General features: G+C 66.1%; 18 protein-coding genes. 11 read left to right on the top strand and 7 right to left on the bottom strand.

Annotation, left to right across the window (positions count from 1 at the left end; all coding sequences use genetic code 11):
* Positions 1-438: 438 nt before the first annotated feature.
* Positions 439-1,197 carry a sulfite exporter TauE/SafE family protein gene (locus R2669_RS02305; protein WP_316898313.1) on the bottom strand — a complete coding sequence of 253 codons (759 nt, stop codon included), beginning with the start codon at positions 1,195-1,197 and terminating at the stop codon, positions 439-441.
* A gap of 130 nt (positions 1,198-1,327) precedes the next feature.
* Between R2669_RS02305 and R2669_RS02300 the strand changes: the two genes are divergently transcribed.
* The 3 genes from R2669_RS02300 to R2669_RS02290 all read left to right on the top strand — a co-directional run bounded on the left by R2669_RS02300 (position 1,328) and on the right by R2669_RS02290 (position 4,735).
* Positions 1,328-2,212 carry a LysR family transcriptional regulator gene (locus R2669_RS02300; RefSeq protein WP_147218306.1) on the top strand — a complete coding sequence of 295 codons (885 nt, stop codon included), beginning with the start codon at positions 1,328-1,330 and terminating at the stop codon, positions 2,210-2,212.
* A 142-nt stretch (positions 2,213-2,354) separates the two neighbouring features.
* Positions 2,355-2,876 carry a hypothetical protein gene (locus tag R2669_RS02295; RefSeq protein ID WP_316898312.1) on the top strand — a complete coding sequence of 174 codons (522 nt, stop codon included), beginning with the start codon at positions 2,355-2,357 and terminating at the stop codon, positions 2,874-2,876.
* 161 nt (positions 2,877-3,037) lie between these two features.
* Positions 3,038-4,735 carry an AMP-binding protein gene (locus R2669_RS02290; protein WP_316898311.1) on the top strand — a complete coding sequence of 566 codons (1,698 nt, stop codon included), beginning with the start codon at positions 3,038-3,040 and terminating at the stop codon, positions 4,733-4,735.
* A gap of 79 nt (positions 4,736-4,814) precedes the next feature.
* Here the strand turns inward: R2669_RS02290 and R2669_RS02285 are convergent, their stop codons facing one another.
* Positions 4,815-5,156: a DUF1488 family protein gene (locus R2669_RS02285; protein WP_004627574.1), complete on the bottom strand. Its 342-nt coding sequence runs from the start codon at positions 5,154-5,156 to the stop codon at positions 4,815-4,817.
* 888 nt (positions 5,157-6,044) lie between these two features.
* Here R2669_RS02285 and R2669_RS02280 point away from each other — a divergent pair.
* The 3 genes from R2669_RS02280 to R2669_RS02270 all read left to right on the top strand — a co-directional run bounded on the left by R2669_RS02280 (position 6,045) and on the right by R2669_RS02270 (position 10,429).
* Positions 6,045-7,103, top strand: a complete 1,059-nt coding sequence (locus R2669_RS02280; protein WP_316891329.1) for a serine hydrolase family protein — start codon at positions 6,045-6,047, stop codon at positions 7,101-7,103.
* A gap of 133 nt (positions 7,104-7,236) precedes the next feature.
* Positions 7,237-8,835 (top strand): S53 family peptidase, encoded by a 1,599-nt coding sequence (locus R2669_RS02275; RefSeq protein ID WP_316898309.1) that lies wholly within the window; start codon positions 7,237-7,239, stop codon positions 8,833-8,835.
* On the top strand, positions 8,759-10,429 hold the full coding sequence (locus R2669_RS02270) for a S10 family peptidase (protein WP_316898307.1): 1,671 nt from the start codon (positions 8,759-8,761) through the stop codon (positions 10,427-10,429). Before R2669_RS02275 ends, R2669_RS02270 begins: the two co-directional genes overlap by 77 nt.
* A gap of 37 nt (positions 10,430-10,466) precedes the next feature.
* On the opposite strand, the gene R2669_RS02265 is transcribed toward R2669_RS02270, so the two are convergent.
* A complete protein-coding gene (locus R2669_RS02265) occupies positions 10,467-10,598 on the bottom strand; it encodes a hypothetical protein (protein ID WP_260801500.1) in 132 nt (43 codons plus the stop codon).
* Between the two features lie 449 nt (positions 10,599-11,047).
* Between R2669_RS02265 and R2669_RS02260 the strand changes: the two genes are divergently transcribed.
* Positions 11,048-11,194: a hypothetical protein gene (locus R2669_RS02260; protein ID WP_186829360.1), complete on the top strand. Its 147-nt coding sequence runs from the start codon at positions 11,048-11,050 to the stop codon at positions 11,192-11,194.
* Positions 11,195-11,338: 144 nt separating this feature from the next.
* Here the strand turns inward: R2669_RS02260 and R2669_RS02255 are convergent, their stop codons facing one another.
* Positions 11,339-11,965: an FMN-dependent NADH-azoreductase gene (locus R2669_RS02255; protein ID WP_316898305.1), complete on the bottom strand. Its 627-nt coding sequence runs from the start codon at positions 11,963-11,965 to the stop codon at positions 11,339-11,341.
* 127 nt (positions 11,966-12,092) lie between these two features.
* On the opposite strand from R2669_RS02255, the gene R2669_RS02250 reads away from it, so the two are divergent.
* Positions 12,093-13,040: a LysR family transcriptional regulator gene (locus tag R2669_RS02250; protein ID WP_316898303.1), complete on the top strand. Its 948-nt coding sequence runs from the start codon at positions 12,093-12,095 to the stop codon at positions 13,038-13,040.
* A 90-nt stretch (positions 13,041-13,130) separates the two neighbouring features.
* On the top strand, positions 13,131-14,711 hold the full coding sequence (locus R2669_RS02245; protein ID WP_147218294.1) for an MDR family MFS transporter: 1,581 nt from the start codon (positions 13,131-13,133) through the stop codon (positions 14,709-14,711).
* 12 nt (positions 14,712-14,723) lie between these two features.
* On the opposite strand, the gene R2669_RS02240 is transcribed toward R2669_RS02245, so the two are convergent.
* Positions 14,724-15,620 (bottom strand): oxygenase MpaB family protein, encoded by an 897-nt coding sequence (locus R2669_RS02240; protein WP_316891324.1) that lies wholly within the window; start codon positions 15,618-15,620, stop codon positions 14,724-14,726.
* A 184-nt stretch (positions 15,621-15,804) separates the two neighbouring features.
* Here R2669_RS02240 and R2669_RS02235 point away from each other — a divergent pair, with 184 nt between their 5' ends.
* Complete coding sequence (locus tag R2669_RS02235) at positions 15,805-16,731, top strand: hypothetical protein (protein ID WP_316891323.1); 927 nt, start codon at positions 15,805-15,807, stop codon at positions 16,729-16,731.
* A 4-nt stretch (positions 16,732-16,735) separates the two neighbouring features.
* On the opposite strand, the gene R2669_RS02230 is transcribed toward R2669_RS02235, so the two are convergent.
* Entirely contained in the window at positions 16,736-17,167 is a 432-nt protein-coding gene (locus tag R2669_RS02230; RefSeq protein WP_178961963.1) for a PGDYG domain-containing protein, read from the bottom strand.
* A 187-nt stretch (positions 17,168-17,354) separates the two neighbouring features.
* Here R2669_RS02230 and R2669_RS02225 point away from each other — a divergent pair, with 187 nt between their 5' ends.
* Positions 17,355-18,782, top strand: a complete 1,428-nt coding sequence (locus R2669_RS02225) for a dipeptidase (RefSeq protein WP_316898301.1) — start codon at positions 17,355-17,357, stop codon at positions 18,780-18,782.
* Positions 18,783-18,860: 78 nt separating this feature from the next.
* Here the strand turns inward: R2669_RS02225 and R2669_RS02220 are convergent, their stop codons facing one another.
* On the bottom strand, positions 18,861-20,963 hold the full coding sequence (locus tag R2669_RS02220) for a hypothetical protein (protein ID WP_316898300.1): 2,103 nt from the start codon (positions 20,961-20,963) through the stop codon (positions 18,861-18,863).
* Positions 20,964-21,144: the final 181 nt, after the last annotated feature.

Genomic DNA, 21,144 nt, shown 5'->3' with positions numbered 1-21,144 from the left:
TCGTTCACAAAGCACACCCGACCATCTTTCGTCGTCAAAGGCTGAAGATGTTAAGCCCGCCCGCCCCCCGGCCCGCGGGCTTTTTCTTTGTCCGGCCGGCTACCGGATCTGTGCTGCGGCGGGGGCGGATGATAGCGCGCGCTCAGCGCGCTGTCGCGTGCGAAGAAGAGGGGTATGCCGTGGAACGTGGCTCTGCGTCATTGGATGGGGCTCCCAGGCCCACCGATAGGGCGGCCAGCAAGACCGCGACACCACGCGCGATGTAGAACACCGCTTGCGCCCCCGCCATTTCCGGCTCGGCAGAGGCGGTTTCGGTAATGTGGGCGTGCCAGGCACTGCGCGCTGCCCGGTAGGCTAGAGGATCGCGATGAGCGCGTGGCACGGCCGTGCGGCGCGTCGAATGAGGCTGCATGTGCGACATGGCGGTTCTCCTCATGCTCAAGCGTGCGACCAGGCGCGCCAGAACAGCAGCGCCGTCATCGAAAAGCCGAAGGTGGAAATCAACGCCCGCACAACGGGTACCGGCAAGCGCTTGCCGACATGCGCGCCGAGATAACCGCCCAGCGCAGCGGCCACCAGCATGACGAGCGTCTGCGGCCACCACACCATCCTCGCCAGCGCAAAACAGATCACGGCCACAAGGTTGGTCGCGCCCACCAGCAGCGTGCGCGAGGCGTTCAATGCTTTGATGTCGTCGTGGCCGAACAGTGCCCAGACCGCCATCATCATGATTCCCACCGCGCCGCCAAAGTAGCCGCCATAGATGGCGAGCGCGCCTTGCGCGACCAGCAGCGTTTTCCGCCCGATCTGCACGCGCCGGCGCAACCACGCACCGGCCTGCTTGCCAAAGGTGAACGCCAGCGAGCCGACCAGCAGCAGCCACGGCACGATGAAATCGAACGCGCGAGACGGCGTGTTCATCAGCAGCAGCGCGCCGAGCAGCCCGCCCACCAGGCTGATGGCGACCATGGCGCGCATCGAGACCTGCCCAAAGCCGCGATAGTCCGCGCGATACGCCCAGGCCGACGTGGCCGCGCCGGGCAGGAGCGCGACCGTGCTCGACGCATTGGCAAATACGGACGGCACACCCGCGAACATGAGCGCGGGCAGGGTGACAAACGAGCCGCCGCCGGCAAGCGCATTCATCATGCCGGCGAGCAGGCCCGCGCCAAAAAGCAGCAGCGTGGCGGATTCCATTGGGGGCGATGTCTGGGATGTTCTGTTTTTAGGTGCCTCAGTTTCCGACACTGGCGACCCCGCCACAATGTGCGATACATTGACCGAGCCTCAGTGCAGGACTGAGGCTGACGCCAACTTGAGACGCATTGTGCGCTTCGACCTCACAGACCTTCGACTCTTTCTCCACACCGCCGAGGCGGGCAGCATCACTGCAGGCGCCGAGCGTGCACACCTGACATTGGCGTCGGCCAGCGCCCGCATCCGCGGCATGGAAGACACGCTGGGCGTGCCGCTGCTCACGCGCAATCGTCGCGGCGTGGAAACCACCGCGGCCGGCCGAACCCTGGTCCACCACGCCCGCGTCGTCCTGCAACAGATGGACCGCATGCGCGGTGAGCTGGGGGAATACGCGCGTGGCCTCAAAGGCTACGTGCGGCTGCTTTCCAACACGGCCGCCATGACCGAGTTTTTGCCGGAAACGCTCAGCGCTTTTCTGGCCGCCCATCCGGAAGTCGACGTCGATCTGGAAGAGCTGGTCAGCCACGAGATTGTCGAAGCGATTGCGCAGGGGCGCGCCGACATCGGTATCGTCAACGACGCGGTCGACTTGTCGGGGCTGGAGACCTTTCCGTTTCGCCACGACCGCCTCGTGCTGGTGACCGCGCGCGACCACCCGCTGGCCGAGCGCCGCGAGCTGGCCTTCGTTGAAACCTTGCAGGAAGATTTTGTCGGCCTGACCGGCGACAACGCATTGCAGGCGTATCTGGCAGGGCATGCTGCGCGCGCCGGCCATCGGCTCAAATACCGCGTGCGGTTGCGCAGCTTCGACGCCGTCTGCCGCATGGTGGAGCGCAACGTGGGCGTGGGGGTGATCCCCGAGCATGCGGCGATCCGGCTGCAGCGCTCCATGGGCATCCGCAGGGTGCGCCTGACCGACGCCTGGGCGACGCGCCTTCTGCGGATCTGCGTGCGCCATTTCGACGACTTGCCCGTCTTTGCGCGCCAGCTGATCGAGCATTTGCGCGAGGCCTGAGCGGGGTGCGTGTCCGTCATTTGGCGGAGAGATGCTGTTTGAACTCGCGCGGCTGAAAACGCGTCGGTACACTGCAAGCAGTTGCGGTTTGCCCAGCTACTGACGTGCGGCGCCGCACCAACCTCCGCTCATGGAGCACATCATGGCGTCTGCCGGTGTTCCCCCAGGTGTTCCGCCGATCGGCCTGCTGCACGCCGCGCGTGCACTGCGCATCTATCGGCGCCACGAGATCAATGCGCTGGCGTGGATCGCGCTGGGCGTGTGCCTGCGCAGCCCGGCGCCGATGGTGGCCATCAGCGTTGCGCTGCTGATCGTGTGCGCGTGGTCGCTCACGCGGCACATCCAATATATGAAGCCGCTGTATGAGCTGCCGGTGTTCAGCCGATTGCTGGCACACAGCGGCATGGCATTCGCGGCCGTCAACGCGGCGCTGCTGGCAGTAGAGCTGGCCACGGGTGCCGGACGCGGCGCATGGTTCGACGCCGACGGCTGGCTTGCCCCCGCGTGGCCGCAGATTTTGCCGGACATGGCCGGCACGATCGAGCTGATGCTCGTCAGCGCGCAATGGATCGTCGTGCTGGGCGTGGTGATGGCCGCAACGGCCTGGGCGTGGCTGAGCCTGGGCGGTGGCCGTTCGTTGCGCTTTCCGCCACGCTCGCAATGAGCGCATGGCTCGGGACAATCCGGGCTGGTCTGGCGAAGGAATTCCTCCTATAAGTGGCGATGTCGGTTGCAGGTGCGTTTCTGTAGCGCCCGGACTGTAGCGCCCGGACGAGGCGTGCTGTTGGAGCGTGCATCACACGCTCCGAACCTCAGGAGACAGGCATGACATCGCTGGATGCCTTCCTGCGGTGCCGCGACTTTCTGCTCGCGCACCGTGAGGATTACGACACCGCCGTGCGCGATTTTGCGTGGCCCGAATTGGACCGCTTCAATTGGGCGCTCGATTATTTCGACACCATGGCGCGCGGCAACGACGCGATCGCCCTCTGGGTGGTTGACGACCAAGGCAACGAGACGCGGCTGTCGTTCGCGCAGATGGCCGAGCGCTCGGCGCGCGTCGCCAACCATTTGCGGGCACTGGGCGTGCAGCGCGGTGACCGCATCCTGCTCATGCTCGGCAACGTGCCGGGGCTGTGGGACGTGATGCTCGCCAGCATCAAGATCGGCGCGGTCATCATCCCGGCCACGACGCTGCTCACCGCCGAAGACCTGCGCGAACGCATTGCCATGGGCGAGGTGAGCCACGTCGTGGTGGGCGCGACGGATTGCGCCAAGCTCGACGCGGTATCGGGCACCTTCACGCGCATCGCGGTCGGTACGGACAAGGCGCCGGCCGGCTGGCACCGCTTTGAAGACGCCTACGATGCCCCGGCCGAATTCACGCCGGATGCGCCCACGCAGGCGAGCGATCCGCTGCTGCTGTATTTCACGTCCGGCACCACGTCCAAACCCAAACTCGTGATGCACACGCAGGCGAGCTATCCGGTCGGGCATCTGTCCACGCTGTACTGGATCGGCCTGCGCCCGGGCGATGTGCACTGGAACATCAGCTCGCCCGGCTGGGCCAAGCACGCGTGGAGCTGCTTCTTCGCGCCGTGGAATGCCGGCGCCACCGTCTTCATCTACAACTACGCGCGCTTCGAACCCAAGGCGGCGCTCGACGTGCTCTGCCGGGCCAAGGTGACGACACTATGCGCACCGCCCACGGTGTGGCGCATGTTGATCCAGGAAGACCTGGCCGCGTGGAAGCCCTCGCTGCGCGAACTCGTGGGCGCCGGCGAGCCGCTCAACCCGGAGGTGATCGAACGGGTGCGCGCCGCGTGGGGCATCACCATCCGCGACGGCTATGGCCAGACCGAAACCACCTGCCAGATCGGCAACAGCCCGGGGCAGCCCGTCAAGCCGGGCTCGATGGGGCGCCCGCTGCCGGGCTACCGCATCACGCTGCGCGACCCCGACGGCCACGAGGCGGAAGAGGGGGAGATCTGCATCGAATTGAATGCACGGCCGACCGGCCTGATGGAAGGCTACGCCGGCAACGCCGACAAAACCGCCGAAGCGATGCGCGGCGGCGTGTATCACACCTCCGACATTGCGGCGCGCGATGCCAGCGGCTACCTGACCTACGTCGGCCGCGCCGATGACGTATTCAAGGCATCGGATTACCGAGTCAGCCCGTTCGAGCTGGAGAGCGTGCTGATCGAGCACCCCGCCATCGCCGAGGCTGCTGTTGTGCCGAGCCCCGACCCGCTGCGCCTGGCCGTGCCGAAAGCCTTCCTGGTGCTGCGCGCGGGGCACGAAGCCGGGCCGGAACTGGCGCGCGACATCCTCCGCTTTTGCCGCAGCCGATTGGCTTCCTACAAGCGCGTGCGCCGGATCGAATTTGCCGATCTGCCCAAAACCATCTCGGGCAAGATCCGGCGCGTCGAACTGCGCATGCGAGAAGCCGCGCGCAGCGAGAACACCGCTGGCGTACGCAACCTGCTGGAATATTGGGAAGAGGATTTCCCGACCGATTGATGCGTGCGTCGGGCTTTGGCACCCACGGAACGTGCGGCCCCCCCGACCGCACGTTCCGCTGCGCCAGCGCTGACTGATATCAGCGCGACGAGCGCGGGACCAGGCGCAATTGACGCGCGCGATCCAGATCGTAGGCCGGCACGCCGCCGTGCGGCAGCGAGGCACGTGAGGCGGCCAGGTCGCGGCCGCGCACGATGACCGGGGCGAGCGAGCCTGCGCGGATCAGGTCCGATGCAGCCAGTTCGATCCAGTCGCGGTAATTGCGATAGACCTCTTCGGCCGTGATCTTCTGATGTGCGCAATCGCAGAGCGACAGCGCTTCGGACGTGACGAAACAGCTCACGACCTTGCCGTCGACGATGGCTTGGAAGAACAGGTCGCCTACGGACCTGAAGGTCTTGCCGGTGAATGAAATGTTCATGATGCTCCCCCCATTGATCAGACGCGCCGATTGAGCGGCGTGCCCCACATGCCGCTTTCGCGGCGCAGTGATCACATGCAGGAGCGTGGTTGCCGAATGGAGGGATGACGATGCTCCAGATGTTGAATCCATCCGGATGCGTTTGACCCAGTGAAGCGGGCCGGACTATCCCTCGGTGCCGTTATACGGTCTGTCAATTCGGTAGTTGACTGCGGGTTCGCTCTCGCGCTGCGACCTTCCCCGTACAAAATTCCTTTATGTTTTTTTCGTTACCACAACCGGTGCAGCAGCCCGACACCTATGGTAATCGAGACGGCCAGCAGCCACAGCAAGACGGTGGAGGTGCGCGTCGCCGGAAGCCGCGTTTGAAAAAGGCGCCGACGCGTAGGAATCACCTGCCAATTAGCAGGGTGACGTTCCCACCCCAGGCGAGCAGTCAAGCTCGCTGTTCCCCGTTTGATTGTTCCCATGGCCGCTCCCGAAAGCTCGCCGCTGCCGCGTATTTAGTTTTATTTAAATCTACTATTCTTCGGTTGCATTCTAGGACACGCTATGCAGACCGCTAGCGCCCCTTGGCATGATTCTTATCGTCCATTTGGCTCATAAACGGGAGGTTTAGGACATATTGGGGGTGCGAATATGAAGTGATATTCATCACTTTCCAAGACGATTAATGGATACGCAAACGCTTACGTTTGAAACGCATGTCGTGGCACCCTCGCAACCTGCCTGCAAGGTGCGGCCGATACAGTCATGCGCGTTCGTGGGCGACGTGTTGCAAGACTGCACGGCAAGAGGCGCCCGAGCGTAAAACAGCGAAATGCCACGCGTGCTGCGGTACAGTGCCGCCGAGCTGGCAAGGCATCAGAGAAAGAGCAGGACATCGACATGACGCAAGCAAGACGCGCCCGGAAGAACAGGGCGTCCGCGGGGTTCGGGCAAGGGCGGCGTGCCGCTTTGGCGGTATGGGCGGCGTTGGTGGCAACGGCCGCCGCGCAGGCCGCCCCACCGAGTCTGGCAACACGCCGTGCCGCTGTGGAATCCACCTTGGCGCATGCCGCCAGTTGTCAGCGTCTGGGCGACTACTACTGGGAAATCGGCGATGCCCACGGCGAGCTGATGCACGGACAACAGGGCCAACGCATCGGCGCAAACAAGACGGTCCGGTTGGCGTCGGCATCCAAATGGGTCTTTGGCGCCTACGTGATCGAACGGGCGCGCGGCAAGCCCACACCGGCAGAAATCGACGCACTCACCATGCGCTCCGGCTACGACGGGCTCAATCCGCTGCTGTGCAATCGTAATGACACCGTGCAAAGCTGCTTCGAGCGCGGTCGCAACGCCACCTTCACGCCGGGGCACGTCGGGCGTTTCAGCTACAACGGCGGCCATGATCAGAAGCTGCTGATGGATCTTGGTCTGGGCCGCGCCGATGCCGAGGCGCTCAACAACGATCTCGACCGCCAACTCGCCAACGCGCCGGGTCTGCGCGATGCCGGCCAACCGCTCGGCATCCGCTATCTCGCCCCCGAACCCGCCGGCGGAATGATCGCCACGCCGGCGGCTTACGGCCAGTTCCTGCGTCGTCTCGTCCGGGGCGAATACCAGCTCGGCAAGATGCTCGGCCAGCATGCCGTTTGCACCGAGCCCGGCACATGCCCGACCGCCGTCAGCACGCCGGCCGCATTGCCGTGGCATTACGCGCTCAACTACTGGATCGAGGATCAGCCCGGCGGCGATGGCGCGTTCAGTTCGGCCGGCGCCTTCGGCTTCTATCCGTGGATCACCGCTGACAAGCAGCACTACGGCATGCTCGTACGCGAGACGCTGGGCCCCCGCGCCTATGTGCGCAGCGCGGCATGCGGCGCACTGATCCGCCGTGCCTTTGCCGAAGGCAGGCCGCAGCATTCCGCAGAAGGGGCCGGCGGCGCCGATTTCGCCGACTGACGAGCCCTGTAAATCAAGCGGGCAAGCCTTCGCCTAACGTGGTTGGAGGTGGCGCCGCTTCTTGCCGGCACGCTGGGCACCCTCGGCACGCCGGTTGCGACGCACGGGCCACCTACCTACATGGAGATGGCCCATGGTCCGGCACCCCTTGCGCGGCAGCGAGCGCACCATTCCTGAAGACGCACGCATCCTCGGCGATGCGCACCCTGCGGAGCAGATCCACGCGCTCGTGCAATTGCGCCGCCCGAATGAGGCGGATCTGGATACGCGCCTGTCCGGATTTGCCCACGCGCATGCCGCCGGGACGCCGCCGCCCACACCGCTGACCCGCGAAGAATGGGCGGCCCAGTTTGGCGCAACCACCGAGGACATCGACGCCGTCCGCGCCTTTGCCCGCGAACACGGCCTGCAGGTGGCTGAGGTGAACGTGGCCGCCGCCACCGTTACGCTCGAAGGCTCCGTCGAACAGTTCTGCAAGGCCTTCGATACGCACCTGCACCGCGTGGCCCACGGCGATTGCGAATACCGCGGGCGTTCCGGCCCGCTGCGGTTGCCAGAGTCTTTGCAGGACGTGGTTGTTGCCGTGTTGGGGCTCGACTCGCGCCCGCAGACGGAGCCGCATTTCCGCTTCGTGCCGCTGCCCACCGGGTCGACCGAGCCCGGAGGCATCCGGCCCGCGCGTGCAGCGCCTACGGCGTCGTACACGCCGGTGCAGCTCGCGCAGCTCTATGGTTTTCCGGAGGGCGACGGCGCGGGCCAGTGCATTGCGTTGATCGAACTCGGCGGCGGCTATCGGGAAGACGATCTACGGGCGTACTTCCAGGAGCTGGGCGTGCCGATGCCGACGGTGACAGCCGTGCCCGTCGGGCAGGGCGCCAATCGGCCAACGGGCGACCCGAGCGGTCCCGATGGCGAAGTCATGCTCGATCTTGAGGTGGCAGGCGCTGCGGCACCGGGCGCCACGCTGGCCGTGTACTTCACCGTCAATACCGATGCCGGCTTCGTGCAGGCCATCAACGCTGCCATTCATGACACCAAGCTGAGGCCATCGGTGGTGTCCATCAGTTGGGGCGCGCCTGAAAGCGCCTGGACGCCTCAGGCCATGCAAGCCGTGAACGCTGCACTGCAAAGCGCGGCGACGATGGGCGTGACGGTGTGTGTGGCCTCGGGCGACAGCGGCTCCAGCGACGGCTTGCCCGATCGCGCGGACCACGTCGACTTTCCTGCCTCAAGCCCGTACGCGCTCGCATGCGGCGGCACCAGCGTGCGCGCCAACGGAAACCGCATCGCCGAGGAATCAGTGTGGAACGACGGCGCGCAGGGCGGTGCGGGCGGCGGCGGGGTGAGCGCCGTCTTTGCGCTGCCCAGCTGGCAGCAAGGCTTGGCGGCCCAGCAGACGCGGGGCGCGAGTGTGCCACTGGCGCGGCGCGGCGTGCCCGATGTATCGGCCGATGCCGACCCGCTGACGGGCTACGTCGTCCGCGTGGATGGCGAGACCGGCGTCGTGGGCGGCACCAGTGCTGCGGCGCCGCTGTGGGCTGCGCTCATCGCGCGCATCAACGCCATCAAGCGCCGCCCGGCGGGTTATCTGCACGCGCGGCTGTATCAAAACCCCGGCGCGTTCAACGACATCAAGCAGGGCAACAACGGCACCTTTGCCGCGGCGCCCGGTTGGGACGCCTGCACCGGCCTGGGCAGCCCCAAGGGCGACGCAATCGCGAACCTTTTCTAGCAGCGAGGCACGCATGACCAGCACCGACCAGCCGTTCTTCGACCCCACCGCCTACGGCAACGGCCCCGACGACAGCGTGACCGACACCAGCGAGGGCATGGCGATCACGCACCACACCGTGCGCATCGGCGGACGCGACATCGCCTACACCGCGCACGCCGGCCACCTCGTCACGGTCGACCCGAGCAGTTCGCAGCCGGTGGCCAAGATGTTCCATGTGGCCTTTGTGGCCGATGCTCCGGAAGGCGGCGCGCAGGCGCGGCCCGTAACGTTTTTCTATAACGGCGGGCCGGGGTCTTCGGCAGTGTTTGTGCTGCTCGGCTCGTTTGCGCCGCGCCGCATCGTGACGGCGATGCCGTCCTTCACGCCGCCCGCGCCGTATCGCATGGAAGACAATCCCGACAGCCTGCTCGATCGCTCCGACCTCGTCTTCATCAACCCGGTCGGCACCGGCTATTCGACGGCCATCGCGCCCAAGCGCAATCTGGATTTCTGGGGTGTGGATCAGGACGCGCGCAGCATCGCGCAGTTCATCAAGCGCTGGCTGACGGCCAATGATCGATGGAATTCGCCCAAGTTTCTGTTTGGCGAGTCTTACGGCACGGCGCGTTCCTGCGTGCTCTCGTATGTGCTGCACGAAGACGGGGTCGACCTGAACGGCATCACGCTGCAGTCGTCCATCCTCGACTACACGCAGGCGGGCAACCCCGTGGGGCTCCTGCCGACGTGCGCAGCGGATGCGTGGTTTCACAAGCGTGCAACTGCGCCCAAAGGCGGCTCGCTGCCCGCAGACGTGGGCGACTTTGCCGAAGCCGCCGCCGTCTTTGCGAGCACCGATTACGAAAAAGCGCTCGCTAAACCCACGCATGCCGATCCGGCGGTGCTCAAAACGTTGTCTGCCTATACCGGCATCGATGCGGCAACGCTGCAGGGCTGGCGGCTGGATGTGGCCGCGTATGACGGGGCGGGCACGTCGCTGTTCCTGACCACGCTGCTGGCCGACAAGGGCTTGTCGCTTGGAGCGTACGACGGCCGCGTCACGGGCATCCACACCGGCATTGCAGCGAGTGTCGATCCGAACTCCGGCGGCAACGATCCGACCATGACGGCGGTGTCCGGCGTCTACACGGCCATGTGGAATACCTACCTGAACGACGACCTGAAATTCACCTCCAACTCCGCCTTCACGGATCTGAACGACCAAGCCTTCCGTCACTGGGATTTCCGCCATACCGACCCGACCGGCGCGCAGAAGGGGCTCGATGCCAACGGCAACGTCGCCCTCTACACCGCCGGCGACCTCGCCGCGACGATGAGCCTGAACGTGGATCTGAAGGTGTTTTCCGCCAACGGCTATTACGACTTCGTCACACCGTTCTACCAGACCATGCTGGACCTGAAGGCGATGCCGTTGCTGGATGCGGGCGTGCGCAAGAACCTCTCGGCGGGGTTTTATCCGTCGGGGCACATGGTGTACCTGGACGCCGGCTCGCGCACGGCATTGAAGGCCGACCTGGCGCGCTTATATGACGCCGCCACGACCGACCACCAGGCCGTCGCGCGCATCCGCATGCTGCAAGCGCGCAAGGCATGAGTGGCGGGCATGTCTTGCGCGCCGCGCGGTCTGCAGATCAGTAACCGCGATAGTACGGGCGGTAGTAGTGCGGGCGGTCGTAATACCCGCCTGCCGGCACCACCACGCACGCACTCAGCGCAGAGGTCGCGGCAGCGGCAAGGATGAGCAGGGCGATGGTGCGTTTCATGATGAGGCTCCGTGGTGATCGTTGGACTTGGCCTCACTGTATGGAAACGCTTCGCAACCGCGCTTTACCGTTTGTAAGCAAAACTGTGACGCGCAAGCCGGTGATCGGCGGCCGGCCTCAGGCGGACCCCGCTCGCACCGTGGCGGCCGTAATTTGCCGTTACCTTTGCGATCAGACTGTGGAGCAGACCGGGCCTGTTCCGCGACTGTCAGCACAGCGCCACAATGTTCCACGAACTTATCGCCACACTATTGACAGATCGTCGAGATAGGCGGGAAATACAACAAACGGCAAACGTTGGGCTTCAAGTTTGAACGCACAGCGCCGATAGCCGTTCATATAGATGTCGGGGCGTCTCGGTCCAGCCGGGACAGCAAAGCCCTGCGGGGACCATGCGATGCGCACCGCCCAACCGTGCGCGTCGGCAACACACATCGGGGGGACGCATCATGGCCAACATTCTGGAATCCACCATCGCCTGGGCTGCACCGTGCCTGATCGCCACCGCGATCGTCGTGCCGGTCATGTGGGGCAAGCTGCGCACGCGCCGTGTGCTCGAAGCGATGCACGAAGCGCGCGAACACCGCGAAGAGTGATCGGCCGATCGGCCCGCTGCGCCGATCCCATCTGCTTCTCGCACTGATTGAAAACGAAAACGGGCGCCGCACTGCTGTGGGCGCCCGTTTGGCATTCTGCGAGGCAGAGCGCGACGCGTCCCGTTGCGCCGCAACCGTGCTCGCTCAGGCTGCCACGGCCTGGCTGACAACGTCGCGCATGGCGGCGTGAGCGGCTTCGAGGGCCTGTGCGCGGGCGTCCGGGCCCATCGCCAGGCGTTCGGCGCGCACGAATTGCACATCGGTGATGCCGAAGAAGCCGAACACGGTCTTCAGATACGCCTCCTGGAAATCCATGGCGGAGGCCGGACCGGCGGAGTACATGCCGCCGCGCGTCGATGCAACGATCACCTTCTTGCCGCCGGCCAGGCCGACGGGGCCGGTTTCCGTGTACTTGAACGTACGGCCGGCCTGCGCCACGCGGTCGATCCAGGCCTTGAGCTGGCTCGGCACCGAGAAGTTGTACATCGGCGCGCCTACCACGATCACGTCGCTGGCGAGCAGTTCATTCACGAGCGTTTCCGAGCGGGCATGCTCGGCGCGGGTCGCGTCGTCGAATTCGTCAGCGCCCGTGGCGCGGAAGCCGGCGGCAATGGCGCCGTCCAGGTGAGGAATGGCTTCGACCGACAGGTCGCGGTGGACGACGGTGGCGCTGGGGTTTTCGCGGCGCAGTTCGTCAACAATGGCGGCGCTCAGGAGGCGCGAGGCCGAGGCGTCACCGAGGATGCTCGAATCAATGTGAAGGACTTGCATGGTGTCTCTCCAAGAAAAAGGTGGGTTGCTGCAAAGATAGTGCGATGCAGCGAGTTCCAGTAGTGGGTTGAATCGACACACATCGTTCTATGAGTGAGACAATGCGCCGGTGCTTTGGAGAACGGCCATGGAAGACCTGAACGACCTCGTCCTGTTTGCCAGTGTGGTGACGCACGGCAGTTTTTCGGGCGCCGCCCGGGCGCTCGGGATTCCCAAATCGCGCGTGAGCCGGCGTGTGGCCGATCTGGAAACGCGCCTGGGGGTGCGGTTGCTGCAGCGCTCAACGCGGGCGGTGCATGTCACGGACGTGGGCTCGGCGTTCTTCACGCATTGCGAATCGATGACGCAGGCCGCGCGTGCCGCCTTCGAAGTGGCCGAGCACGCGAGCGAAAAGCCTTCGGGTCGGCTGCGCGTAAGTTGCCCGGTGGGCGTGGCGCACGTGTTTATCGCACCCGTGCTGTCCAAATTCCTGCGCGCGCAACCCGATGTGCGGCTGGAACTGGACGTGACGAACCGCCGTGTCGACGTGATCGGCGACGGCTACGACGTGGCGCTGCGCGTGCGCTCGACGCTGGACGATTCCAACCTCGTCGTGCGCAGCTTTGGCGTGAGCGACCAGGTGCTGGTGGCCAGCCCGTCGTTTGTCGCCGAGCATGGCCCGTTCGAAACGCCCGAATCGATGCGCGGCGTGATGGGCGTGGGCGTCGACGGCGCGGCCGGAGAGCGGACGCGCTGGCGCCTGACTGCGCCTGAAGGCGGCGCGGTCGATATCGAATACACCCCCGCGCTGGTGACGGACGACCTCTACCTGATGGGGCAGACGGCACTGGCCGGCATTGGCGTTGCGCAGCTTCCGTTCAACCTGTGCGCGGAGCCGGTGCGCGATGGCCGGCTCGTCGTCCTGCTGCCGGAATACCGCTTGCCGGTGCACCAGTTTCACGCGGTGTTTCCGTCACGCCGCGGGCTGGTGCCGGCCGTGCGCGCGTTCATCGAATTCCTGGCCGAGGAGCTGCCGGACATGACGGCAAACGTCAGCCGGTGCTACGAGGACATCGTCCGCCAACCCGATCGTTGACTCTGCAACGAATGCGAATCGGCAGTATCATCAACGGCTTCGCTTCTCCCATTGGCGCGCGTGCTCCGAGCGGCATTCGCGCACATTCCCATGTCCTCCCGCCCCAGCATTGAACCGCCCAAGCCAGACACGCCCACTGCGCCCATCGCGTCGGCACCCAGCCCGTTGGACGCGCTACCGGTGGCCGACATTCCGGTGATGGCGGTGATGGGCGGGCTGATGCTCGCCATTTTGCTGGGCGCGCTGGAGCAGACCATCGTTGCGGTGGCGCTGCCCGTGATCGCCGGCGAATTCAACGGCTTTGCGCTGATGGCGTGGCTGGTGTCGGCGTATCTGGTGGCGTCTACCGTCGTCACGCCCATCTACGGCAAGTTGAGCGACCTCTACGGCCGCCGCGCCATGCTGACAACGGCCATCGTGCTGTTTGTGCTGGCATCGGTGGCGTGTGCGCTGGCGACCAGCATGCCGATGCTGCTGTTTGCGCGCGTGCTGCAGGGCCTGGGTGGAGGCGGTCTGATCTCGGTGTCGCAGGCGACGATTGCCGATGTGGTGCCGCTGCGCGAGCGCGGCCGCTACCAGGGCTACGTGAGCGGCATGTGGGCCATGGCCAGCCTCGCCGGGCCGGTGATCGGCGGCTATCTCACCCATTACCTGTCGTGGCGCTGGATCTTCTGGATCAACCTGCCGCTGGGCATCGTCGCGCTGCTCGTCGTGCGCCGCACGCTGCGGCATCTGCCGGTGGCGCATCAGCGTCGCCCCATCGACGTGCCGGGCGTGGTGCTTTTTGCCGCGGGGCTGACTGCGCTCTTGCTGATGATCACCCGGGTGGGGCAGGGCACGCCGCTCACGCAGCCCGACAACCTCGGCCTGCTGGCCGGGGCCGTGGTGTTGCTCGGCGCCTTTGTCTGGCAGGAAAACCGCGCCGTCGAACCCATCATTCCGCTGTCGATGTTCCGGGTGCGCACGGTCACGATCTGCTGCCTGGCGCTGTTCCTGTGCTTCTTCCAGCTGATCGCCACTTCGGTGCTGATGCCGCTGCGTTTCCAGATGGTGGCCGGTGCCAGCCCCGACGCCGCGGCGCTGCGCCTCGTGCCGCTGACGCTGTCGATTCCGCTCGGCGCCTTCATCGCCGGCAAGTGGATGACGCACAGCGGCCGCTATAAGCCGCTGATGGTGGGCGGCGCATGCGTGGTGCCGTTTGCTGTGGCATCGCTGGGTTTGCTGGACCCGCACAGCGTGTTGGCGCTGACCTTGGCGATGATCGTGCTGGGCCTGGCAATTGGCGTGCAGTTTCCGACTGGCCTGGTCGCCACGCAAAACGCGGTGCCGCCGCAGACGGTGGGCCTGGCCACGGCGCTGACGGCGTTCTCGCGCCTGCTGGGCGGCGCTGTGGGTGTAGCGGTGCTGACGTCCGTGCTGATTGCGCTGCTGCGTCAGGCTGCGCCCGAAGCGCAGGTGGCGGCCGGCGGCGACGTGCTGATGGACCTTTTCCACGCGGCACTTGCCAGCAGCGGTGCCGACGCCCAGGCGTTGCAACGCGCAGGCGAGAGCGCGTTCCGGCATCTGTTTTTCTTTGCCGCTGCGGTGTCGGTGATTTCGCCGCTGCTGATCGTGCGGCTGGAAGAGAAGGCGCTGCGCGGCAAGGTGTCACTTGCCGAAGCCATCGAGTAAAAGCTAAGTGGGCTAGCTCGTGGCAGGCGCCAGCGCGCGCCGACGAGCGCGGCGTGCCACGCTGCCGTCATGCAGCGCCCAGCGCAGCGTCGGTGCCACGGTCCGCATGGCCGCCGATGCCAATGCCGCCTGCAGCGGTGGCCGCTTGAGATCGAGCATCTGGATGGCCCACGGCGGCAGCAACTGGATGCCGGCGTCCAGAAAGAGGCGTACCGCCGGGCGCAACCCCGGGCGCGGCGCCTGCCACGTCATCAAGACTTCCACCACCGCGCGCGTGCGGTCGCTGGCCACCAGCTCGGCGCGCATCGCATTCAGATAGGTCTGGACCGCCGCGCGCGATTTCGGCACGTCGCGCGCGCCGAGCATCTCGGCCACCAGCGCGGTCTCTTCAAAGTAACGGTCCTGCTGGGCGCCGCTCAGGCTGCCATCCACATAGCGCAGATAGCCCGCCAGGAAGCTCGACATCTCGGCCACGTGCACCCAGGTGAGCAGGTCGGGGTCGTTGGCGGAATACGGCCGGCCATCGGGCGCGATGCCCTGCACGCGGTCGTGGATGGTCTTCACCCGCTCGATGAGCGCCAGCGCATCTTGCCGGCTGCCGTACGTGGTGCCGGCCACGAACTGCGCGGTGCGGCCCAGGCGCCCCTGCAGGTCTTCACGAAAGTTGGAGTGATCCCACACGCCGGCCAGCGCTCGTGGGTGCAGCGCCTGCAACAACAATGCGCTGATGCCGCCGGCCATCATCGCCGGGAAATCGGCGTGCACTTTCCAGCAGACCGCGTCGGGGCCGAACAGACCCGGGTCGCCGGGCGGCGAGGCAATGTCGAGGGTGAGGCTGCCGGTGGCGCGCGTCAGGCCGCGGATCTGATTGGCGATGCGTTCGCGAATGGCGACGAGTGGCGAGGGCATGGTGCCGAAGGTGCCGGGAAGCACGAGGCGGAGAAGCGCTCATTTTACCGAGCCGCATCGGCGCATGCCTTGGCAGCCGTGATGACAGAACGCCGCATGACCGATGTGCCTTCGCAGGACCATTTGTTGCGACGGCATGTGCATCCGCGCCTCCTAGAATGAAGAACGATTCCACGAGAACGCCATGCCTATGACCCCCCATCGACATTCCGCCTGGTCAGGTCTGCTTGCCCTGAGTGCTTTGATGGCAGGCCTGTGCCTCAGCGTCCCCGCGCGTGCGGCGGACAACGCGCAAGCGCTGCGCGACAAATACCAGACCGTGGCGCCGCAGTTGGCTGACAACGCGTTCCACCGCCCGCTGGTCCTGGAATCCACCGAAGCGCCCGAACGGCTCAAGAGCGACATCTATAGCGTGCTCGACTACCCGTTTGCCACCGTCAGGAGCGCATTGGGCGACCCCGAGCGCGGCGCTGCCAACTGGTGCGACGTGCTGATCCTGCATCTGAACATCAAGTACTGCCATGCCACGCAGGGCACGGAGAGCAGCGTGTTGAACGTGAATTTGGGCCGCAAGGTGGAGGACTCGCTTTCCAGCAGCTACCGCCTCGAGTTCGGCTACCACCCTGTCGTCAGCAATGCGGATTACTTTCGCGTGGAACTCAGCGCGGCTTCCGGCCCGCTCAGCACCCGGGACTACCACATCATGCTGGAGGCCATTCCCGCCCCTGGCGCCGGCAACCACACCTTCCTGCACCTGACCTACGCGTACGGCTATGGAACGGCCGGTCGACTGGCGATGCGCACGTACCTCGCCACCGTGGGCAGCGGCAAGGTCGGTTTTACCAAGACGGCGGAATCCTCATCGGGCGGCGAGCCCGAATATGTGGGCGGCGTGCGGGGCCTGCTCGAGCGCAACACGATGCGCTACTACCTCGCGATCGACGCCTATCTGAAGTCGCTGTCTGCGCCGCCGGACAAGCGCGTGCAGCAGCGGCTGAACACGTGGTTCAACGCCACCGAGCAGTACCCGCGCCAGCTGCATGAAGTGGAACGGCAGGATTACCTGCAGATGAAGCATCACGAAATCGAGCGGCAGCAGACGGCGCAGTAGCGCTTCAGGCCGGGCGGTAGACCTTGGCGAAGCGCTGCGCCTGCACGACGCCGTAGTCGCCGGGGGCGTATTGGAGCACCCAGTCGCCGGCCTGGCCATGCAGCACGTCGCCGGCCTCGGAGCGCGCCATCGAGAACGCTTCACGCATCTGCTTGGCCAGCACCACGCTCGGTCGGTTGCGGTAGGCGCCAGCCTGACCATGCGCGAGCGATGCATCGGCGGGAACGTATTTCGCATCGAAACGCTCGCGCGAGACCACCCAGCGGTCGCCCGTTGAACCGGTGATCAGCGCATCGCCGGGGGCGTAGCGGTTCGGGCCTTCCAGGCTCATCAGCTCGCCGGCTTCGGCGGCAAAGTCGACGTGGACAGTCTCGTCCTTGACGAAGGGGCGGGCGGCGGGATCCGTGCGGAGGTCGACGTGTTGCAGGGCGGGCATGAGGTGACGCAAGAGGCGATGAAGGCCCGGTCGGGCGAAAGGCCGTAAGCGTAGCGCAAATGGCGCCGGTGGGCCCCGCGTTTCGGCTGCGGCGAGCGTCTCGCGGTGTAGGACCGTGTAACCAACGCCGATAGAGCGATGAGCCCATCGCGCGCACAATACCGCAGCTCAATTTTGCGGAGTGTGCATGCTCATCGATTGGTCCCTCATCGCCACGCGCGAGGCTGACGCGCTGCACGACACGGTCGTCGACATGGAAGGCTGGGCGATGCCGCTGGACGCCGCGGCGCAGTCCGCCGACTACTTCCTGCTGAGTGCCGAAACGCCGTGCTGCGGCGGTTGCGTGTCGCGCAACCCGGCCACCAGCGTCGAAGTCCTTGCAGCGCAGCCGATGCCGGTGGGGGACGTGACGCGCGTCCGCGGCCGGTTGATGCGTTTGCAGGACGACCCCGCGGGCTGGCGCTATCAATTGGTGGATGCGTCGACCGCGCCGGGGCAACCTGTTGCCGGATCACCGCGCGTCAGCCGCCGCGTGTTCCTGGCCGCAGGTGCCGCGATGGGCTTGGCGGCGTGTGCACCGGGCCGCTTTGCCAACTACACGGATGCGCCGTCAGACGCGTCTTCCAGGTGGACGCCGCCACCCGGCGCGCTCACCATCGACATGCATTCCCATGCCGGGCGCGTCATCATCTCCCGCGACCCCAAGATCGGCGCCAATCGGCCGTTTTTGCCGGCGGCCGAGCCGATGCGCGCTGGAGGCATGAATGTCATCTGCCTGGCCATCGTGACCGACACCACGGTCGTGCACGTGGGCGCTGGCGGCAACCGTTTCGAGGCATTCCGCGCGCCGGAGCCAGGCGAGCTGTATCAAGTGGGCATGACGGAATTTGCCCGCGCGCGGCGGCTGATCGAGCGCGAGCAACTGCATGTCGTGACCGACGCCGCATCGCTGGCCGCCATGGGCACACAAGGGCCGAGCGTCATCATCGCGTCGGAAGGTGCGGACTTTCTGGAGGGCCGCATCGAACGCGTGGACGAGGCCTACACGCAGCACCGTCTGCGGCACCTGCAGCTGACGCATTACCGCGTGAATGAACTGGGCGATATTCAGACCGAACCGCCGGTGCATGGTGGCCTGACCGATTTCGGCGCAGACGTGGTGCGCCGCTGCAACGCGCGGGGCATTGTGGTGGACGTAGCGCACGGCACGTACGACCTCGTCAAGCGAGCGGCAGCGACGACCACCAAACCGCTGGTGCTGTCGCATACGGCGTTGTCAGGGTCGCCCAGGCCGCGCAGCCGGTTGATTTCCGCCGACCATGCACGCGCGGTGGCGGACACCGGCGGCGTGATTGGCGTGTGGCCCAATGCGGCGGATTTTCCCAGCCTCGATGCCATGGCGCTGGGCATCAAGCGCATGGCTGATGTGGTGGGCGTGGCGCACGTGGGGCTGGGCACTGACATGTTGGGTTTCATCCGGCCGCCGGTGTTCACCAGCTATACGCAGTTGCCGGCGCTGGCCACGGCATTGCTGAAGGCGGGATTCACGTCAGTGGAAGTTGGCCAGATCCTGGGCGGCAACTACCGGCGCGTGTTCGAGGCGACGGTCGGTTGATCGGCGCCCGCAAGGCGGCAAAAACCTTGCGGGCCCGATCACCGCACTTCCCCGTGTGCCGTGCTTGTCAGCGGTGTATCAGCGGTCGTACTCGACCGACGTGGTGAAGTTCAGATCCAGCGGGTCTGCCCACGACATGTTGGTGAACGACATGTCCTGCGTGCCCGTCCAGCCCGTCACCGCCGGGAAGGCCGTCCCCTGGTCACCCGCCACGTTCAGCGTGAGCGTGGTCCCGGGCGCAGCCGGCGAGGCGCGGCCCACGCCATTGACGAACACCGTCGGCTGGCCCGACATCGTGGAACGGATCTGCACATTGACGCGCTTCACGAAAGGCACGCCGGCCTTGGTCGTCCACGTGACGGGCAGGGTGGGGCCGCCCGCAAACGTCGATGCCGTGCCCGGGGTGAGGATGTCGCGCGTGGCCTGCGAGATGTCCTGCCACGTGTACTGGCGCAGCGCATCCGGCGAGGGCGACGGCGTGCGCAGGCGCACCGTGTAGGTCTTCGACGGCTGACTCGTCACGCCCCCCTGATAGATGGCGATCGTGTAGGCGCTGAACGGCGTGATGGTCGCCAGCTCCGAAGCCGTCAGTTGCGGCTTGGCCCAGGCCGTGTTGTTGCGCGGCGCATCGCCCGGCCACGTGAAGCTGCCCTGGTTGGCCGGGTCTTGGGCCACGCCTGCCAAGCGGAAGTTATTGCGGCAGGCGCTTTGCCTGGTCAGCGCGGCAAGCTGCGCCGGGGTCTGGCTGGCGCCAATCTGGGCACGGATGTTCAGCGTGTCGCACGTGCCGGAAGACGGCTGCAGGAACACGCCATTGCGCAGGCCCGGGCCGGTCACGATCGCGAAATCGACCGGCGTGCCGGCGGCGTCGACGATGCCGACCTGCATGTTGATCGAATCGACAAACGCATTGGTGCCCGTCATTGCGGTGGCGCTGTTCAACCAGTCCCACTTCTGCGCGTTGGCGTTGACCTTGGTGAACACGGCGCGTTGGTTGCCGACGATGCGCCAGCCATTGTCGCCGCTGGCGCGGGCGGCGGGCTGCACCGCCACTTGCACGTGCTGCTGCATGCCGTCGCGAAGGCCATCGGCGCGGGTCCAGGCGAGCTTGACCCACAGCGTGTCACCGCTGCTGGATGTCACGCGGATGATCTCCGGCAGGCTGAAGCTGGCGTTGTTCATCGCGTCATCGGCAAACAGGCCGGGCGCGCCGCCGCCCAATGCGGGGCCGAATTCCTTGTCGGCAGTCAGGCCGTTGTTCAGGTAGGCCGACGGCACGCCATTGATGAGCGCGCCGTTGGCCACGTCGTCCACGAAGATCTGACCGCAGACGGGTACGCTGCCGCCCGTGCGCGCCGCGCCCGTGGAACCCGCAAAGCACTGATTGAGCGCCGTTTGCAGCGCCACCAGATCGGACGCGGTCGGCAGGTTCGAGACGGGGTTGCCATTGATGGTCGCCACGCTTGGCAGGCTGGCCTTGTCGCTGGGCTGGGGCGCTACGCCAGGCGAGAGCTGCAGCTGCGCGGGCGTATCGCTTGACGCGCCTGCCACGGAGCTGATCTGCACGCTGCCGTCCGGTAGCACATTTACTTTCACTTGGTCGAGCAATCGGTCCAGCCCAGGGGCGCCGGCCGTCAGCGGACCGGAGATCAGATCCACCCCGGTGTTGCCGGTGGCGGCCAGCAGGTCGGCCAGCGCGGCGGCATAGGCGGCGACGGTGCTGGAGACAGTCTGCGCGGTCACCTTGCTCTGCAGCAGGCCCGTGTTGCCCAGGAGCTTGCTCGGGTTGTCGCCCACGATGGTGGCTGCAATGGCGTTGGTGATGGGCGTGATGTTGATCGTCTGCGTACCGGCGCTGGCAGACAGCGCAATCAGCGTGGCCTGCGAATCGGCAACGTTGCCGGCTGCCGACAGCACGAACGGCGCGGTAAGGCCCGTGACCGTGCACTGGAAGGCGCCCGTCGTGGCGTTAGCGGGGCAGTCGACCGACTTGCCGCTCGCATCCATCAGCGTGACCGTGGCGCCCTGCATGGCTGCACCCGTGGCAGCGACCCCGCTGACGGTCTGTGCTGCCGGAACGTTGGTGCCTGGCGCCGTGCTGGCGTTGCTGCCGGAATCGCCACCGCCGCAGGCCGACAGGGCAAGCGTGGCCAGTGCGATTGCAATGGGGGTGAGTTTCATGGAGTTCCTCCCTGGATCGTGGGTGCGCCGTACATGCGACGCCGTTATTCGGCACGGAGATTCTCGAAGCACGCCCCAGGCACCCGCATCATTCATTTGGAGGAAAGCGTCGCCAAATGAACGATGTTGATTGGCGCACGCGCGTGTTACGTTTGCGCGCATAACATGTCCGCTGCCACTT

The sequence above is a fragment of the Ralstonia edaphi genome, assembly GCF_958350185.1.
GTDB lineage: Bacteria > Pseudomonadota > Gammaproteobacteria > Burkholderiales > Burkholderiaceae > Ralstonia > Ralstonia edaphi.
This window is presented reverse-complemented; position numbering and strand designations above follow the sequence as displayed.

Coding starts and splice junctions, on each gene's coding strand:
- R2669_RS02220 (WP_316898300.1), bottom strand. CDS start 20,963: ATGAAACTCACCCCCATTGCAATCGCACTGGCCACGCTTGCCCTGTCG.
- R2669_RS02240 (WP_316891324.1), bottom strand. CDS start 15,620: ATGCCCTCGCCACTCGTCGCCATTCGCGAACGCATCGCCAATCAGATC.
- R2669_RS02305 (WP_316898313.1), bottom strand. CDS start 1,197: ATGGAATCCGCCACGCTGCTGCTTTTTGGCGCGGGCCTGCTCGCCGGC.
- R2669_RS02245 (WP_147218294.1), top strand. CDS start 13,131: ATGTCCTCCCGCCCCAGCATTGAACCGCCCAAGCCAGACACGCCCACT.
- R2669_RS02295 (WP_316898312.1), top strand. CDS start 2,355: ATGGCGTCTGCCGGTGTTCCCCCAGGTGTTCCGCCGATCGGCCTGCTG.
- R2669_RS02255 (WP_316898305.1), bottom strand. CDS start 11,965: ATGCAAGTCCTTCACATTGATTCGAGCATCCTCGGTGACGCCTCGGCC.
- R2669_RS02250 (WP_316898303.1), top strand. CDS start 12,093: ATGGAAGACCTGAACGACCTCGTCCTGTTTGCCAGTGTGGTGACGCAC.
- R2669_RS02265 (WP_260801500.1), bottom strand. CDS start 10,598: ATGAAACGCACCATCGCCCTGCTCATCCTTGCCGCTGCCGCGACCTCT.
- R2669_RS02275 (WP_316898309.1), top strand. CDS start 7,237: ATGGTCCGGCACCCCTTGCGCGGCAGCGAGCGCACCATTCCTGAAGAC.
- R2669_RS02260 (WP_186829360.1), top strand. CDS start 11,048: ATGGCCAACATTCTGGAATCCACCATCGCCTGGGCTGCACCGTGCCTG.
- R2669_RS02285 (WP_004627574.1), bottom strand. CDS start 5,156: ATGAACATTTCATTCACCGGCAAGACCTTCAGGTCCGTAGGCGACCTG.
- R2669_RS02280 (WP_316891329.1), top strand. CDS start 6,045: ATGACGCAAGCAAGACGCGCCCGGAAGAACAGGGCGTCCGCGGGGTTC.
- R2669_RS02225 (WP_316898301.1), top strand. CDS start 17,355: ATGCTCATCGATTGGTCCCTCATCGCCACGCGCGAGGCTGACGCGCTG.
- R2669_RS02230 (WP_178961963.1), bottom strand. CDS start 17,167: ATGCCCGCCCTGCAACACGTCGACCTCCGCACGGATCCCGCCGCCCGC.
- R2669_RS02290 (WP_316898311.1), top strand. CDS start 3,038: ATGACATCGCTGGATGCCTTCCTGCGGTGCCGCGACTTTCTGCTCGCG.
- R2669_RS02235 (WP_316891323.1), top strand. CDS start 15,805: ATGCCTATGACCCCCCATCGACATTCCGCCTGGTCAGGTCTGCTTGCC.